This window comes from Culturomica massiliensis (assembly GCF_900091655.1).
Lineage (GTDB): Bacteria > Bacteroidota > Bacteroidia > Bacteroidales > Marinifilaceae > Culturomica > Culturomica massiliensis.
Genome location: NZ_LT594621.1, coordinates 471,756 through 489,502 on the forward strand (window position 1 = coordinate 471,756; position 17,747 = coordinate 489,502).

At 41.7% G+C, this 17,747-nt stretch carries 14 protein-coding genes and 1 pseudogene; 12 read left to right on the forward strand and 3 right to left on the reverse strand.

The features are described from left to right. Positions 1-4 precede the first annotated feature (4 nt). A complete protein-coding gene (locus tag BN8908_RS03080; RefSeq protein WP_068688999.1) occupies positions 5-1,279 on the reverse strand; it encodes a bifunctional folylpolyglutamate synthase/dihydrofolate synthase in 1,275 nt (424 codons plus the stop codon). A gap of 381 nt (positions 1,280-1,660) precedes the next feature. Between BN8908_RS03080 and BN8908_RS03085 the strand changes: the two genes are divergently transcribed. The 10 genes and pseudogenes from BN8908_RS03085 to BN8908_RS03130 all read left to right on the forward strand — a co-directional run bounded on the left by BN8908_RS03085 (position 1,661) and on the right by BN8908_RS03130 (position 11,636). Then, entirely contained in the window at positions 1,661-2,293 is a 633-nt protein-coding gene (locus tag BN8908_RS03085; protein WP_021987311.1) for a redox-sensing transcriptional repressor Rex, read from the forward strand. Positions 2,294-2,572: 279 nt separating this feature from the next. Next, positions 2,573-4,525, forward strand: a complete 1,953-nt coding sequence (thrS, locus tag BN8908_RS03090; protein WP_021987310.1) for a threonine--tRNA ligase — start codon at positions 2,573-2,575, stop codon at positions 4,523-4,525. 70 nt (positions 4,526-4,595) lie between these two features. Next, positions 4,596-5,135 (forward strand): annotated as a pseudogene (gene infC, locus BN8908_RS03095) (translation initiation factor IF-3); the annotation flags it as partial. A gap of 144 nt (positions 5,136-5,279) precedes the next feature. Further along, a complete protein-coding gene (gene rpmI / locus BN8908_RS03100; protein WP_021987308.1) occupies positions 5,280-5,474 on the forward strand; it encodes a 50S ribosomal protein L35 in 195 nt (64 codons plus the stop codon). Positions 5,475-5,557: 83 nt separating this feature from the next. Further along, positions 5,558-5,914 (forward strand): 50S ribosomal protein L20, encoded by a 357-nt coding sequence (gene rplT / locus BN8908_RS03105; RefSeq protein ID WP_021987307.1) that lies wholly within the window; start codon positions 5,558-5,560, stop codon positions 5,912-5,914. Between the two features lie 155 nt (positions 5,915-6,069). Then, on the forward strand, positions 6,070-6,798 hold the full coding sequence (dapB, locus tag BN8908_RS03110) for a 4-hydroxy-tetrahydrodipicolinate reductase (protein WP_021987306.1): 729 nt from the start codon (positions 6,070-6,072) through the stop codon (positions 6,796-6,798). 86 nt (positions 6,799-6,884) lie between these two features. Then, the gene (lepB, locus tag BN8908_RS03115) at positions 6,885-8,273 is read left to right on the forward strand and encodes a signal peptidase I (protein ID WP_068689001.1); all 1,389 of its coding nucleotides are present in this window, start codon (positions 6,885-6,887) and stop codon (positions 8,271-8,273) included. 445 nt (positions 8,274-8,718) lie between these two features. Beyond that, positions 8,719-9,366: a porin family protein gene (locus BN8908_RS03120; protein WP_068689003.1), complete on the forward strand. Its 648-nt coding sequence runs from the start codon at positions 8,719-8,721 to the stop codon at positions 9,364-9,366. A 222-nt stretch (positions 9,367-9,588) separates the two neighbouring features. Beyond that, on the forward strand, positions 9,589-10,926 hold the full coding sequence (locus BN8908_RS03125) for a PhoH family protein (RefSeq protein ID WP_068689005.1): 1,338 nt from the start codon (positions 9,589-9,591) through the stop codon (positions 10,924-10,926). An 8-nt stretch (positions 10,927-10,934) separates the two neighbouring features. Next, a complete protein-coding gene (locus BN8908_RS03130; protein ID WP_148453161.1) occupies positions 10,935-11,636 on the forward strand; it encodes a hypothetical protein in 702 nt (233 codons plus the stop codon). Positions 11,637-12,236: 600 nt separating this feature from the next. Here BN8908_RS03130 and glsB read toward each other — a convergent pair. Then, positions 12,237-13,208, reverse strand: coding sequence for a glycine N(alpha)-acyltransferase GlsB (gene glsB / locus BN8908_RS03135; protein ID WP_021987223.1), 972 nt, complete (start codon positions 13,206-13,208; stop codon positions 12,237-12,239). A gap of 217 nt (positions 13,209-13,425) precedes the next feature. After that, entirely contained in the window at positions 13,426-14,262 is an 837-nt protein-coding gene (glsA, locus tag BN8908_RS03145; RefSeq protein ID WP_068689018.1) for a lyso-glycine lipid O-acyltransferase GlsA, read from the reverse strand. Between the two features lie 312 nt (positions 14,263-14,574). Between glsA and BN8908_RS03150 the strand changes: the two genes are divergently transcribed. Together BN8908_RS03150 and BN8908_RS03155 are read left to right on the forward strand one after the other, a co-directional pair. Continuing rightward, positions 14,575-16,257, forward strand: coding sequence for a tetratricopeptide repeat protein (locus BN8908_RS03150; protein ID WP_068689020.1), 1,683 nt, complete (start codon positions 14,575-14,577; stop codon positions 16,255-16,257). 154 nt (positions 16,258-16,411) lie between these two features. After that, positions 16,412-17,731 carry a DUF5036 family protein gene (locus BN8908_RS03155; RefSeq protein ID WP_082989205.1) on the forward strand — a complete coding sequence of 440 codons (1,320 nt, stop codon included), beginning with the start codon at positions 16,412-16,414 and terminating at the stop codon, positions 17,729-17,731. The last annotated feature ends 16 nt before the right edge of the window (positions 17,732-17,747 follow it).

Genomic DNA, 17,747 nt, shown 5'->3' on the forward strand with positions numbered 1-17,747 from the left:
CTTCTTACAGGACTTCGGCTACGACAAATGTACTGCCTCCGATGTATATCATGTCTTCTGCTGCGGCCTGTTTACGGGCAGCAGCGTAGGCTTCGGCAACGGTCGGGTAGGTTTCTCCCTGCAGTCCGTGTACGGCAGCCTTCCGGGCCAGTAATTTCTCATCCATAGCTCTGGGAATAGACGCTTTACAGAAATAGTAGCGTGCATCCGGAGGTAAAATCCGGAGTACGCTGTCTACGTCTTTATCGTTTACCATACCGATAACAAAATGGAGTTCGCGGTAGGTACAGGTTCGCAGTTGATTTGTGATTTCGGTGAGTCCGTCTATGTTGTGTCCGGTGTCGCAGATTGTGTAAGGATGCTCTGCCAGTTGTTCCCATCTGCCGTGGAGTCCGGTGTTGGAGATTACTTTTGAAATGCCTTCGCGTATGTCTTGCTCGTATATGGCCAATCCACAACTTTGCAGGGTGAATGCTGCTTCGAGTACTGCCGGAATGTTCTTCCGCTGGTAGAATCCTTTCAGCCCGCATTCGATGTCAGATAGAATACTGCCTTTGGAAGTTGCGGCATCATAGGTTCCCTTCTGGTTGTTTGTTATTTGCCATTCTTCCGAAGCGAAAGTCAACGGAGCATTGCATTCCCGGGCTTTTTTTTCAAAAACAAAGTCGTAAGCGCTGTCTTTGGCACCGATTATAGCCGGGATTCCGGGTTTTATAATGCCGGCTTTTTCAGTGGCGATTTCGGGTAATGTATTCCCCAGTAATGCCATATGGTCGAAAGAGATATTGGTGATTACCGACACCAGTGGAGTAATGATATTGGTGGAATCCAGCCGCCCTCCCAGTCCGACTTCAATGACGGCTATATCGACTTCCGCATCGGCGAAATATTTGAAAGCCATTGCAACCGTCATTTCAAAGAAAGAGGGTTTTACTGCGGTAAATACCTCTTGATTTTGCTCTACGAAACCGATCACGTATTCTTCCGGGATCATTTCTCCGTTGATTTTGATTCTTTCCCTGAAATCTTTCAGGTGGGGAGAGGTATAAAGTCCGGTTTTGTAGCCGGCTTCCTGTAAGATTGAAGCCAGCATGTGGGATACGGAACCTTTGCCGTTGGTTCCTGCGATATGAATGGTTTTGAATTGCCGGTGCGGGTGTCCGAAATGTTCGTCTAATTTCAGCGTATTGTCCAGGTTTGCCTTGTATGCTGCCTGTCCTTCACGCTGATACATGGGTAATTGTGCGAATAGCCAATCTAATGTTTGCTGATAGTTCATGAGATGAATTTTAAATACTGAATTTTGGATTGAACGTATTTTCCATACTTGTTTTTTATGAACAATCGTAAATTAATAATCAAAAATAAGGTATGTCTGAAAACACGTTGCAAAAGTACGAAACAATTGAAGATGGGGAATTGAAAAATAAAAAATTTGCTTGTAAAAGTTTGAATTTAATTTTTTCGTTGCCGGGGAAAAAACTTATATTTGCAAGTTAGTTCTTACAATTGCAGACGTTATAAGCATTCTGAAATAAGGAGTGAACCGTTTAAGGTATTGAAGCGCTTTGCCTGGGAGATCCGGGTATATCGGGACGGTAGGTTTAAAAACTGATTTGTAAGTAAATTTTTACGTTAGAAACGATTTAGTAGAATTTAAATGAAAGAGGATAGCAGTGTTCCGGTGCCGGTTTTGAGACGAATGCCTTCTTATTTGGCATTTGTGAAGACCTTACAGAAGCGGGGAGAGAAATACGTGTCGTCGACGCGTATAGCTGAGTATATGGATATAGATTCGACACAGGTGACGAAAGATTTATCCCATACAGGACTTACCGGGAAGACGAGGGTCGGATATGAAGTGGATAGTTTTGTGCGTGTACTCGAAGATTTTTTGGGATTCAGTAAGGTGGATAATGCTTTCCTGGTGGGGGCGGGGTCGCTCGGTTCGGCTTTATTGCAGGACAAGGGATTGGCCGCATTCGGTTTGAATATAGAGGCGGCGTTTGATGTGGATGATGCCAAGGTCGGGACGAAGGTAAACGATATTGAAATTTATCATATCGACGAATTCCGGGCAATGGCAGCAGAACGGAATGTGGTGATCGGAATTATTACGGTACCGGCTGAGCATGCGCAGAATGTGGCGGATTTGATGGTTGCCTGGGGGATAAAAGCAATCTGGAATTTTACACCGGCCCGAATCAAGGTGCCTTCTCATATCGTTGTGCAGAATACGACGATTTACATGAATCTGGCGATTCTTTTCAATAAGTTGTATAACCAGGGATAGGGGTGGATACGCCTTTGTCCAGGTCGAAGGCAGTTATTTTGTTCGATACAACCCGGATTTTTTAAGGTCGTTTTATGCATTATCGGTTAAAAACAGGAATCGCTTTGTTGTCTTGTCGTCCCGTCTTGCAATTTGTAATTCAAAGCCTACGATTTTCAATTCTTTTTTGCTTCTTTAGTCCTTGTTTTTTATTGCCGGCAGGCCTTTTGCTTTTCGCTTTTTATTTACTATCTTTGCACATTGCAAAAATGCAGAATCATTAATTTATAGAAAAATATCATGGTAAAGATTAAGTTTCCTGACGAAAGTGTCAAGGAATTCGAGCCGGGAGTGACCGGCCTTGATATAGCTAAGTCGATTAGCCCAAAGTTAGCGAAGGAAGTGTTGTCGATATCTGTCAACGGTGAGATCTGGGATTTGACCCGTGGTATTACCGATGATGCCGATGTGAAATTATTTACCTGGGAGGACGAAGAAGGACGTCATGCGTTTTGGCATTCGTCTGCGCATTTAATGGCAGAGGCTTTGCAGCAATTGTATCCGAATACGAAGTTCGGTATCGGACCGGCTATTGAGAACGGATTTTATTACGATGTTGATCCGGGAGAAGGAGTTGTATTGACAGATAAGGATTTGGAAGTAATCGAGAAAAAAATGCTCGAACTGGCCCGGGAGAAGCAGGAATATTGCCGTATCAATGTCAGCAAACAGGAAGCCTTGGATCATTTTTCGGCTATAGATGAGAATTATAAGGTTGAGTTGATCAACGATCTCGAAGACGGTAAGATCACATATTACAAACAAGGTACTTTTACAGACCTTTGCCGCGGTCCGCATTTACCCGATACATCCTATATTAAGGCAATCAAGCTGACGAGCTTGGCCGGGGCTTATTGGAGAGGTAACGAACACAATAAGATGCTGACCCGTGTATACGGTATCACTTTCCCGAAGCAGAAAATGCTGGACGAATGGTTGGTCATGATGGAGGAAGCCAAACAGCGCGATCATCGTAAGATCGGTAGGGAAATGGAATTGTTTGCTTTTTCGCAGGAAGTAGGGGCCGGTTTGCCTTTGTGGTTGCCCAAAGGGGCTATGTTGAGAGACCGTCTGGAGACTTTTTTACGGAAAGTGCAGAAGAAATACGGTTATCAGCAGGTGATTACCCCGCATATCGGAAATGTGAATCTGTATAAGACATCCGGTCATTATCAGAAGTACGGAAAGGATAGTTTTCAGGTAATCACGACTCCGCAAGAGGGAGAAGAGTTTATGTTGAAACCGATGAATTGCCCCCATCACTGTGAGATTTACAAAACGAAACCTCGGTCGTATAAGGATTTACCTATACGTTTTGCTGAATTCGGTACGGTTTATCGTTACGAGCAGAGCGGTGAGTTGCACGGATTGACGCGGGTTCGCGGTTTTACGCAGGATGATGCGCACTTGTTCTGTACTCCCGATCAGTTGAAGGAAGAATTTATGAAGGTAATAGATATTATTTTTATTATTTTCAAAGCTTTGAATTTTACGGAGTTTACCGCACAGGTTTCTTTGCGTGATCCGAAAGACCGGGAAAAATATATCGGAACCGATGAGAATTGGGAAAAGGCAGAACGTGCCATTATAGAAGCTGCTGCTGAAAAAGGTTTGAAAACTACGGTTGAACTAGGCGAAGCTGCATTCTATGGTCCGAAGCTCGATTTTATGATAAAAGATGCAATCGGGCGTAAGTGGCAATTGGGTACGATTCAGGTGGATTATAACCTGCCGGAACGCTTTCAGTTGGAATATACCGGAGCCGATAACCAAAAGCATCGTCCTGTTATGATTCACCGGGCTCCTTTTGGAAGTATGGAGCGTTTCGTAGCTGTATTGATTGAGCATACGGGAGGTAAATTCCCGTTGTGGCTGGCTCCGGATCAGGCCGTCATCCTGACAGTGAGCGAAAAATCAAACGATTATGCCCGGAAACTTTCAGAATTGTTAAATAATTCCGATATTCGCACCGTTTTAGACGATCGTAATGAAAAGATCGGGCGTAAAATCCGGGATAACGAATTGAAGAAAATTCCGTATCTATTGGTTGTCGGGGAGAATGAAGCCCGTGAAAACAAAGTATCGGTCCGCAGGCAGGGGCAAGGTGACTTGGGGTCGATGACGGTAGATGAATTTATCGAAATGATACATAGCGAAGTCGACAAGCAGTTGCACGCTATTTATAACGAATAAGGTTGTGCCGGAAGGCAGTCTTTATAATGTAGTAACTAATAATTAAGGAGGATTTAATATCGCAACAAGAATGGAATTCAGAGGTCCGAGAAACCGGCAGATTAACAGAGAACCACAACACAAAATCAATGAGTTAATCAAAGCACCGACAGTAAGGGTGGTCGGTGAAAATATTGAACCGGGGGTTTATCCTTTGCGTGAAGCACTGGCTATGGCTGAAGCTGCCGGAGCCGATTTGGTCGAAATTTCTCCTAATGCAGAACCGCCTGTATGCCGTATTATCGAATACAGTAAGTTTTTGTATCAGTTGAAGAAAAAGCAAAAGGAGATCAAAGCCAAGAGTGTAAAGGTGGTGATTAAAGAAATCCGTTTCGGTCCTCAGACCGATGAGCATGACTTTAACTTTAAAGTGAAACATGCGAAAGGCTTCCTTGAGGAAGGGGCGAAAGTGCGGGCTTATGTATTTTTCAAAGGCCGTTCGATCCTTTTTAAAGAGCAAGGTACGAATATCCTGGATCGTTTTATTGCAGAGCTTGAAGAGTATGGGAAAGTGGAAGCTGCACCGAAATTGGAAGGTAAAAAAATGATTGTGGTATTGGCTCCGAAAAAATAAATGTTTTTGATTTACAATTCTTCTCTTTTTTGCAGGGGAAGGATTGTGAATACAATCTGAAATCGTAGACCTAAAATCTACAATTAAAACGAACGATTTTTATAATTACATATTTTCTGAAACACAATTAAATTAAGAGAAATGCCAAAGATGAAATCAGTAAGTAGCGCGAAAAAGAGATTTACTTTGACCGCTACCGGAAAGATCAAAAGAAAACATGCTTTCAAAAGTCATATTTTGACCAAGAAAACAACCAAACAGAAAAGAAATCTTACTCACAGCACGATTGTCGATGATGCCAATATGAAGTCTGTGAAGAAGATGTTATTGATGTAAGATTAATTAAAGAGTTATTAACCTGAATGTTATGCCTTAAGTTTCCGGCTGAACGGAACGCTGACATTTAAAAAACAAGAATTATGCCAAGAGCTAAAAATGCCGTTGCTTCAAGAGCACGTAGAAAAAAGGTTTTAAAACAGACCAAAGGTAACTTTGGTGCAAGAAAGAATGTTTGGACGGTTGCTAAAAACACATACGAAAAAGGTTTATTGTATGCGTTCCGTGACAGACGTAAGAAAAAGTCGGAATTCCGCGCATTGTGGATTCAGAGAATTAACGCTGCTGTAAGAATGGAAGGTTTGTCTTATTCTAAATTTATGGGTCTGGTACATAAGGCTGATATCGATATCAACCGTAAAGTACTTGCCGATTTGGCGATGAACCACCAGGAGGCTTTCAAAGCTGTTGTTGCGAAAGTAAAAGAATTAGCAAAGTAATTATAAAAAATCGAAGGAAAGGCTGCTGTGAAGCAGCCTTTTTTTATTTCAAGGCGGGATTGTTTGCGGGTATTGTAACTTTATGGACTATATTCTGCACTTGTACCAAAATTAGTATTAACTTTGTCTTTAACATGTAAAGCAGGAGATTGATAATGAAGATTGCATTATTAGGATACGGCCGGATGGGTAAGGCTATTGAACGGATTGCGTTGGAGCGTGGACACCGGATTGTGTTGAAAGTGGATTTGGATAACCGGGAGGAATGTACGGACGAACAGTTGAAGACAGCTGATATCGCTATTGATTTTTCAACTCCGGTCATTGCTGTCGATAATTATAAATGGTGTTTCGATAACGGAATACCTGTTGTATCGGGTACTACCGGTTGGTTGGAACGTTGGCAGGAGGTGACGGATTATTGTCAGGCGAAAGCAGGCGGATTCTTTTATGCTTCTAATTTTAGCATCGGGGTGAATTTGTTTTTTCAGTTGAATGCGACATTGGCCCGGATGATGAGCGGTTTTGATGATTATAAGGTGTATATTGAAGAGACTCATCATATTCATAAACTGGATGCCCCCAGCGGAACGGCGATCAGCATTGCCCAGGGAATTCTGGAAAATCATCCTTCTTATAAGTCCTGGGAATTGGAGCACGGTGTGGTCTTACCTGCAGATGTCATCCCGGTTACGGCTAAACGGATAGATGAAGTGCCCGGTATACATGTGGTGACCTATAAATCAGCCGTCGATCAGATCGAGATTTCTCATTCGGCTTTTTCCCGGGAAGGGTTTGCACATGGTGCCGTATTAGCGGCTGAATTTATGCAGGGAAAAAAAGGAGTGTTCGGTATGAAGGATATGTTGAAAATCCGGAATTGAGATGATACGCCTTTATTTTTATTTGTCCGGTTGGATAATGGTTTTGAGTAAATAGACATTAGTAATTAAGAGGAAATATTTGGATTATGAGGGATATATTGCGTAATAAATGGTTTAAGGTTACCGTAGTATTGATCGTTTATCTGTTGTGGACATTGTGGGTCGGCAGTTGGTGGTTATTGCTGGGTGTTCCGGTTATTGTGGATGTGTATATTACCCGCAAAGTGCATTGGGCTTTTTGGAAGAAAAAAGGGGTAAAAAAACAGACGAAGCTGGTCGAATGGATCGATGCTTTGATCTTTGCCGTGGTTGCAGCCACCCTGATCCGGATGTTTCTTTTTGAAGCCTATACGATACCGACTCCTTCTATGGAAAAATCAATGTTGGTGGGGGATTATCTTTTTGTCAGTAAGGTGGCTTACGGGCCGAAGTTGCCCAATACACCCCTGGCTGTACCTTTCACTCATCATACCCTGCCTTTTACGACAAGTACGAAAGCCTATTCGGAAGCAGTGCAGTGGCCCTATAAACGGATAGCCGGGACGTCGGAAATCAAACGAAACGACATCATTGTTTTTAATTTTCCGGCGGGAGATACTGTGATTGTAGGCAGTGAGAATCCGGATTATTATTCGCAGGTGCGTGCAAATGCCCGGAATTATCAGCAGGTTGAATTGAGCCGGGGAAATGAGCTCTCTTTCCGGGAGGCGGAAGATAAAATAAGGGGGTTGATGAAGCAGCGTATGGAGATCATTTCCCGTCCTGTCGATAAGCGGGAAAACTATATCAAGCGTGGGGTCGGAATGCCCGGAGATACGCTACAATTGAAAGACGGCTTGCTGTATGTAAACGGAGTGGCAGCCGAAAGTCCTGAAAATCTGCAATTCGACTATATCGTAAAAACCAACGGAACACCGCTGAATCGAACGAAATTAAAGGATAATGTCGGAATTTCCTATGAAGATATACGGATGCTTTCCAATGCTGAATACAATTTCCCGTTAACGGCGGAAATGGTTACGAAATTGAAAGCATTCCCGAACGTCACTGAAATCAACCGGGTACACGATAGCGGTGTGAATCCGGATATTTTTCCGTTTAGTGCGGATTACCCCTGGAATATCGATAATTTCGGTCCGTTGTATATACCGAAAAAGGGGGATAAAGTCGAATTGAATATGAAGACATTACCTTTGTATGAACGTATTATCGGAGTGTTTGAAGGCAATAAGCTGGAAGTGAAAGATTCGGTTATTTATGTTAATGGACAACCTGCCGATGACTATACTTTTCAAATGAATTATTATTGGATGATGGGAGATAACCGTCATCGTTCGGCAGATTCCCGTTTTTGGGGGTTTGTACCGGAAGACCATATTGTCGGGAAAGCCTATTTTATCTGGTTGTCTTTGGATAAGGATAAATCTTTCTTAGGAAAGATCAGATGGAACCGGATGTTCCGGTTTGTACATTGATCGGAATAGAATTTTGATTTCGGATCGGACCCGCAGATTTTGTTGTCCCTATGGATTAATTCTGAATGTCAGAGTAAAATTGAAAAATAGGGATGGCAGAAGGGAGGTTTGGATAGACTTGGGGGGGGATTACTGATTAACCAAAATTTATCTCTGTCCTCCTAAAGTTCTTATAATCTTTTTTTTACTAATCATAAATTACACAATGAGTCCGTCCCAGTGTGTAATTTTGTGTGTTTGTTTCTTTCCTGATTGTTTAAAATGTAACAAATAATTATTCCTTTAGGACTTGTATGTAAATAAATAATCTATATATTTGTGAATATATATGTTAATTTTGATTTCCGAATGTTATTTTTTCGGATGTTGAAATAGGATTTGAACCCCTAATTATCTATTATAAACTTACACTTTTGAACCAAAGAAGTGTGCTAAATTAAATGCTATGAAAAAAATTATTTTAATTGTATTATTGGCCGGATGGGTATTCGGCGGGTACGCCCAGGAAGTTAAATTCGGAGTGAAAGCCGGAATGAATATGACCAGTTTGGGGTCGGATTTTAAAGATCTTATAGACGGTTTTGATCAGAAGACGAAAATCGGGTTTCATATCGGTGCTTTTGTCGATCTTGGAATTACTGAAAACTTTTACGTTCAACCGGGACTTTATTATAGTAACAAAGGTATGAAGCTTGAAGCCGATGAAAACAGCGATTATAAAATAAAAGTAAATTTGAGTTATCTGGAAATTCCGATTCTGGCTTCTTATCGTTTCAAATTGTCGGATAACATGAAATTGCATATCAATACCGGTCCTTATCTGGCATACGGATTGGGTGGTAAATTTAAATTCGAGCCGAGTGAATTTGAAGAACTAATGGATGGTGATGTGAAAGCATTTGACGAGGATGAAGGTGATTTGAAGCGTTTTGATTTCGGTTGGAGTTTCGGTGCCGGGGTTAATTTCAGTGCTGTTTATGTCGGCTTGAAATATGACCTTGGATTTTCTAATATTGCCGGAGATTCTTATGACGAAGCTGATATGAAAATTCATAACCGTAATTTCTCTGTATCAGTTGGATATACATTTTAACTGTTTTTGGGGTAAACGGATTGTTTTAAAAAGTGGCGAAAGCCACTTTTTTTTTGTGAATTGTTCGTAAATTTGAGACAATTAATAATTAAACAGGATTCTTTCGGCAGACTGACCTAAAAGAAGTGACTATCTGAAGGGGTTGGATTCTGCGGACGCCTGTGCGGTTTAAATGAATATGTTCATTTTAAAATCTGAGAAATAATATTTAAAATTCGGAGTATGGCAGGGAAAAATAAGAAGACTTTTATTTTGGATACAAATGTGATTTTGCATGATTATAGAGCGATATATAATTTTAAGGATAATGATATTATTATTCCGATCGTGGTTTTGGAAGAATTGGACCGGTTTAAGAAGGGAAATGATCTGATCAATTATCATGCCCGGGAATTTATGCGGGAGTTGGATAAAATTTCCGATCTCGATTTTTTTAAAAAAGGAGGAAAACTGGGGCCTAAATTGGGACGTTTGTTTATCGAGGTCGGGAATAAAATTCCGCAGGATGTGCGGGCTTTTTTTCACGAGGATATTCCCGACCACCGGATTTTGGCTGTTACAGCCTGTAAGGCTCAGGAACTGGAAGATAAGGAAAAAGTGATTCTGGTGACGAAGGATTTGAATATGCGGATGAAAGCACGGGCATTGGGGCTATTGGCAGAGGATTATAAAAACGATCAGGTAGAAGACCCGGATTTTGCGATAAACCGGAGTGTGAGGGAAATAAACGGTGTGGCACCGGAAATAATTAAGGCTATACATGAAAATCCCGGAGGTCTTGAGGTGAAAAAAGTGTTTCCCCGGGAAGCGATCAGAGGGAACAATTATTATATCCTGAAAAATGATAATGCTTCTGCTTTGGCTGCTTATGATCCGATGAAACAACTGATCCGCAAGGTGGATAAACCCAATATTTTCGGGATATATCCCCGCAATGCAGAACAGGCGTTTGCTATCGATGCCTTGATGAATCCCAATATACAATTAGTGGCGATCAGCGGTAAGGCCGGTACCGGAAAAACTTTGTTGGCCCTGGCTTCGGCACTCCAGCAAGCCAAATTATACGAACAGATTTACCTGGCACGTCCGATTGTCGCTTTGTCTAACCGGGATTTGGGGTATTTGCCCGGAGATATGAATGAGAAGGTTGACCCTTATATGCAGCCCTTGTATGATAATTTAGGCTTTATCAAACGTCGTTTTAATATACACAGCCAGGAAAACCGTTTGATCGAGGATTTACAAAAGGAAGAGAAGTTGTTGATTTCGGCTTTGGCATTTATACGCGGGCGCAGTCTTTCAGATATTTATTTTATTGTAGACGAAGCCCAGAATTTGACGCCTCATGAGGTGAAAACGATTATCACCCGTGCCGGAGAAGGTACAAAAATGGTTTTTACGGGTGACATCGATCAGATTGACTCACCGTATCTGGATAAAAAATCCAACGGACTTTCCCACTTGATCGATAAGATGCAGGGACAGGATATTTTTGCCCATGTGCATCTGGAAAAAGGCGAGCGTAGTCATTTGGCGGACTTGGCAAGTAGTTTGTTATGATCTGGCCGATGAGATTATTCTGCGCATTTCTGATTTTTTTCGGGACGCTGTGTGCCGTATATGCCGACGGATATGTAAAGTATGTCCGGAAGCTTCTTCCTGTTGCGGAAGGAACCGATTTCTATATGGAGAGCATATACGGACATATTACTTTGCACCAATGGGAGAAAGATTCCGTTTTGGTGGAGGCTTCGTTTCAGGTGGAACGGGCGGAGGATTGGGAAAAGGAAGAGCTGGCCGGACAGTTGGATTTGCTTGTGGAAACGTGGCCCGGAACGATTAATATCCGTACGCAGGTAGCAGAGGAATTCGAGCAGGCGGGGAGCCTGCTTGTCGAGACTGTGTTGTGGGTGCCGAAGGGGATGGTGATGGATTTGGTAGGCCGTTATAGTTTTATTTATGTGCCTGCTTTTGTCGTGTGTGAACATACGAGTTTAACGGCTATATACGGAGACATACGGATCGATTCTTTACAGTCCGTGAATGACAGGGAGATTTATCTGAATGTATCCTATGGTAAATTATTGGTGGACTGCTGTTCGAAAGCCCTGATCCGTTCTTCTTATTCTTCCGTGGATATCGATAAAGCTTCTTTTCTTCAGATTAAGGCCGAAAAATCCCAGATAGAGGTTCAGGCTGCAGATACTCTGATCAGCGAGGGAAAGTATAATGTATATCGGGTGAAGAAGAAAGGGATTGATGATTTTTGATTTACGATTTACGATTTACGATTTATGATTTACGATTGGGAGGTGGATAGGTGTGTTTGTGAATTTGGGAAAAATAAGGAGTAATTTTAGATTTCAAATTGAGAGATGGGCATAACGATAGTACGCAGCAGGATGGACTTGTTGTGTAATTTTTAATTTACGATTTATGATTTACGATTGGGAGGTGGATAGGTGTGTTTGTGAATTTGGGAAAAGTAAGGAGTAATTTTAGATTTCAAATTGAGAGATGGGCATGACAATAGTACACAGCAGGACGGACTTGTTGTGTAATTTTTGATTTACGATTTACGATTTTTGATTTACGATTGGGAGGTGGATAGGTGTGTTTGTGTATTTAGGAAAAGTAAGGAGTAATTTTAGATCTCAAATTGAGAGATGTGCATGACAATAGTACACAGCAGGACGGACTTGTTGTGTAATTTTTGATTTACGATTTACGATTTTTGATTTACGATTTTTGAGTGAGGAATAAGGTCGGTAGTGGGGGAGCCAATGTCAGTTTTACTGATTGAAATAGGCGATGTCCTGTCTTATCGGGTCTTTATCGTAAATCAAAATTCGTAAATCACAGCAGATGTATTAATCTTTTTTGCCACTTCGTCCTTTTTTCAAACCGAGCAAGCGGGGTATGTAGGTAGCAATGTGGCGTAACTTTTTAGCTTCGTATACGTCGGCAATATTGATCAATATTGCCGTTTCTTCTACGCCTCCGAATCCGGGATTGGTAGCCGTGCCGAATGTGCGCATAGAAGGAGAGAGGCTCATGTAGGCATTTACCAGCGGAGGAATGTTTTCTCCCAGATCGCGTACGTTACGGGAGAGAATTCTGTAGTCTTCGTCGTAATTTCCCCCGTTGAAAACCGATTGCATATAATTTTCGTCGATGTGGATTTCCAACGGATGTATCGGATATACGAGATTTTCAGTATCCCGGAAATATTTTTTCATAAAATAAAGAATCATATCCCGGGCGTGCATGTTAAAGCTGGTATACATCGTCACTTTTCCGAAAAAGTATTTGATTTCGGGATTATCGACGGTAAGCGCTCCCAAGCCGTCCCAAAGGTTGTCAAGGGCGAACAGGGATTTCCGTCCCATACGGGTAGACTGGTAGAGGGGATGGACGAATGAACGGCCTAACTCGATCATCTGACTCAGGTATTGTTTTTTGAACTGTTCTGAAAAGCGAAACAACTCGGTAGTGGCTAAATTGGGTTCTCCCTCTGCATTTAATGAGAGATGATCACACAGAATATAACGGTATCCGCCGATGATTTCCTGTTCTTTGGGATCCCAGACGATCAGTTGCTGATACGGAGTATCGGGAGTGATGTCGAATTCGTCGATGTCGATCTCTTTTCCGGTACCGCCTCCTGCCGTACGAAATGTCAATTCGCGGATACGTCCCACTTCACGCATCAGGTTCGGTGCGTTGAAAGCGTTGAATGTGTATATCTCATTCCCCGCTTTGTTGGTTTTCCGTAAAAATTTTTCTTCTGTGAGTTCGGCAAGAAGTTTTTCTTTTTCGACGGGATAAATTACAGGTTGCATCTGCTTATAAGTGCTCTAATAATTAATGATATATTCAATTGTTCTGATAACCTTTATTCATAAAGATTACAAAAACGAAACCGAAATGTACAGTTTGATATGTCAAAGGATTTCTTTGAATTCCTGTACTGTATGTTTTCAGGTGTTGTGCTATACATCTGAATATTTATGCAAATATACTATTTTCTACAGAAACTCTGGCGGTATGGGGATTTTTTTACAATCGGTATAAGATTTCACGCACTTCTTTGGCCCATTCTTTCGGTTTTTTGCTTTTATCGAACGATTGCCAGGAAATCGGTTTACCGATTTTTAATGTCAGGGTTTCATTTTTTTTCTTGAAGGCCTCTTTGGGTAACCAAAGCATTTCTATATTGGCTTTGAGTCCTATTCTTTTGCGGAAATTAGAAAGGTTGTAGAAAAAATTCGAATTCTGTCCGCTGATGTAGATCGGTACGATGTCCCGATGGTGTTTTACTGCTTCTACGATAAAATTTTTCTGCCATTCGAGATCCTCTATTTTGCCTTTGATTTTACGGCTGCATAAACCGGCAGGGAACATGATAATCTGATTATCAGATGTATAGGCTGATGTGATTGCTTTGACGGCTTCCCGGGACATGCCTCCGTGCTTGTTGACCGGCAGGAAAATATTATTCAGGTTTTTCAGGTTCAGCAGGATATCGTTGACCGGGAATTTTAAATCCGGATAATATTTACCTAGAAAGGAGATCAGCGCAATACCGTCCGGTCCTCCCAGCGGATGATTGGAGACAAAAATATAGCGTCCCTGGGGGGATGGCAGGTTCGTGATTCCTTCGGTCTGGAAGGTGAGATTCAGGTATTCGACAATGGCATCAGCAAAATCGATGCCTTTGCGGTCTCCGTGTTTCCGGATAAAATCGTTGATATCGTCGATACAGATGATACGGTTGAGCCAGGAGTAGACAAAACCCGGAATCCAACGGGCCAGGGCCGGATTTTTACTTTTGAATACTTCTTTCAGGTATATGGGGCTTAATGTTTCGTTTCCTGTTTCCGCTGTCTGATTCATGGTATTTGATTTTATAGGGCAAAGATAACGCCGGGGGGAATGCGGTTATATTTCTTCGAACTGCGCCGGGACGCATCTTACCGCCGCAAAGATAACTATTTGGATTTTTGATTTACGAATTTTGATTTACGATTTTTAATCGGGACCGGAGGAAATTGTATGCGGGAACTGACGTATTCTTTCCTATCGTTCTTTCTCTAACTTATTTTAATAAATAAAACACAACTGTTCTGCGGAAACTCCCGTTAAACAGGACAGCAAACAATGCAATAATTGAATGAAAACAAATATGTTCAACTAAAATCAAAAATTATGAAGCGTACTTTTTTTATAACAATGCTGGCTTTTCTGGCAGTTGGGCTGTTGGCGGGATGTAACTCAATGAAGAAGTTACAACAGGATGTTATCCAGACGGCTGTTATGGGGCAGGTAACTCCGGCCCAGCTCGAGTCCGTGAACGGTAAAATTAATTTCGAATATACCGTAAAATTTGCACCGAAAGAGTTCGGTAAAAAGATGATATTGAAGATAACGCCTCGCATGCAGTACGGGAATAACGTGGAAAAATTACCTCCTGTATTTTTACAGGGAGAAAAGGTAAAGGGTAGTAATTACCCGGTTGTCGCTTATAAGAGTGCTACGACAATTACCCAGAAGATGACGATGAATTTCCGGGAAGGTATGCAAAACGGCGTACTTTGGGCGGATATTGAGGCGATACACGGTGATAAAGCTTTTGCAATGTCTCCGGTTATCCTCAACCAGAACGGCGTACGGGTATGGCAGAACTATACCTTGCGTATCGGGGATACCGATTATGTACCGGTTATGACCGAAACTTTCGTTGAAGATGTACCGGTGGCTCAGGTAGGAGTGGTAAGCGGTTATGTTTTATTCCCGCTGGCACAGTCTAAAATTTCGGAAACCCAGCAACATTCTGCCGTTATGAATAAAGCTGTGGAAGCCATGAAAAAAGTATTGGCCGATAAAGGAGCTACGGTAACCAATATGTTGCTATATGCTTCCAGTTCTCCGGAAGGCGCCGAACGCCTGAATAAGAATCTGACCAATAACCGTTTCAAAGCAGCGAAGACTTTTTTTGAAAAAGATCTGGGACTGTCGGGTTTGCCTATCGTAAAGAATGCCAAGTTTGTCGTGCCGCAGATGGTAACGGAAAACTGGGACGGACTTTATTTGTTACTGAACGATTCCAATATCAAGAATAAAGCACAGATTATCAGTGAAATCAAGGCTGCTCCGAATAACAACAAACGGGAAGCGATACTCGAATCGTATATCAAGCGGATTCCGGAATTAAAGAACGATATTCTGCCTTGGTTACGCCGCGCTGATTTCTTCGTATTCTATACAACTCCCGAAATGGTACAGGAAGAAATGCAGATGACTTATTTCATTCCGCAGGCAGATGAAAAGACGCCGACGGTGGGTACTCAATGGAACTGGCAATTACTGAACGATTTGGCCGCCATCGCTATTCAGAATAAGGAATACAAGAAAGCCCAGAAGTTACTGGAATCTGCTATTGTATTAAAACAGGATGCTGCTATTCAGAATAACCTGGGTATTGTGTATGCCAAACAAGGGAATAATTCGAAAGCCATGGAGATGCTGAACAAAGCACAGGTAAAGAAGGAAGCCCGTTATAATATGGGATTGATGTTGTTGCAACAGGGAGATTACCGGAAAGCCGTTTCTTATTTGAAAGATACCCCGGGAATCAATTTAGGTTATGCACAGTTGATGGCCGGTGATAATAATGCCGCTCTCAATACGTTTAAGCAGTTGAAGCTGACAACCGGAACCGATTATTATATGATGGCCGTAGCAGCTGCCCGGGTAAAGGATGTCAATACGATGGCAATGGCTTTGCAAAAGGCGCTTCAACTGAATCCGAAGTTGAAAGCCTGGGCCGCTACCGATGTGGAATTTCAACCGTATGCCAATAATGCAATGTATCAGCAGTTGGTGAAGTAAGAGAATAGACATATAGATCAAGGGAAAGGGTAAAGCGTTGGGCTTTACCCTTTTTATTTTACCGTTTTGAACCAATTTGAACCTAAATCGTTGATCTGTAATTCATAAAATCTCTCTAATTTTAAAATATTTTAAAACCTAAAATAAAGAGATTATGAAAATGTATAGATTTATGTGGCTGATGGCGATGCTGGTCGTGTCGGCAGCTTTTGTGGCTTGCAGTAAAGACGGAGATGGTGATCCGGACGATCCGGGCAGCAAGGTACCCGATCCGGAAGGTACCATGGTGCTGAATATGCGGAATGAAAATAATGGAGTAACCTATTTGCGTATAGAAAATTGGCCCGGAATCTGGATCAATCATAGTGATAATTTTGAATCTATTGATGGGACTGAGTTTGTCTCTTTGGGTAAGATGAAAGGATTGGGTAACGTTACAAAAATACCGGAAACCGGTTGGCAATCGAGTGTAGCTGTAAAACCCGCATACGGTTATGTTGCAAAATGGGGTAATAGATATTGTCGTCTTTATGTGGTACAGGAGTTGCTGGCGGCCGGTACTAACGGAGTTATCGGTGCTGAAGTGAAATATCAATACCCGTTTGAGCCGACCAAACTCGAGGTATCGCCGGATTCTTTACTTTTTCCTCGAGAAGGTGGAAATCTTACGGTTGTAGTTTCCACTGATGCTGATTCCTGGAATTATACGATTATAACCAATTTGGTTCCCTGGCTTAAAATTTCGCAAGAAAAAAATCAACTCAAAGTATCAGTAGAAGAAAATGAATCTGTTAATGTCCGTGAAGCGTTTATTGGTATTAATGCTAATGAGAAACAGGAATACCTCTGGGTCATACAAGAAAGGGATGGCAGGCAAACGCAGGCTCCATATAAAATAGGAGACTTTTATAATGAGAACGGAGTGGTTGGTATGGTTTACAAAATTAATGATAGTGGAATGCATGGGATGATTACATCGTTAAAGAATACGAGTACTGTATGGGCCGTTTCAGGAACTCTTACTAATGCCTTGGATCAAAATGATGGAATGAATAATACGGATGTAATTAAACAATTGACAGATTGGGAAAGCCGCTATCCTGCTTTTAAATGGTGTGACGATCTTAATCGGAATGGGGTTAGTGGTTGGTATTTGCCGTCTATTAACGAGTTGAAAGAACTTTACGCCGGTTTTTGCGGACTTGACGAATATCCGGGGTATGAGGCTGAGGCTTCGGTACGATATGGAGAGGCCCGATATAATTTTGAGGCTACTTTGAGGAAAAAAGGAGGTTATGGTATGCTCAATACTGTAATAGAACCTTATGTGCCTTCTTTAATCTATATGAGTTCTACTGAAATTAATTCATCCTATTTTAATGGAGTACGATTTTATGATGGTTTAGTGACAAATGGTAATAAGACCGATAATTCTTACAAATATTATATTATCCGTGCCGTTCGGCCGTTTTAAATAGCTGTAATTGTTC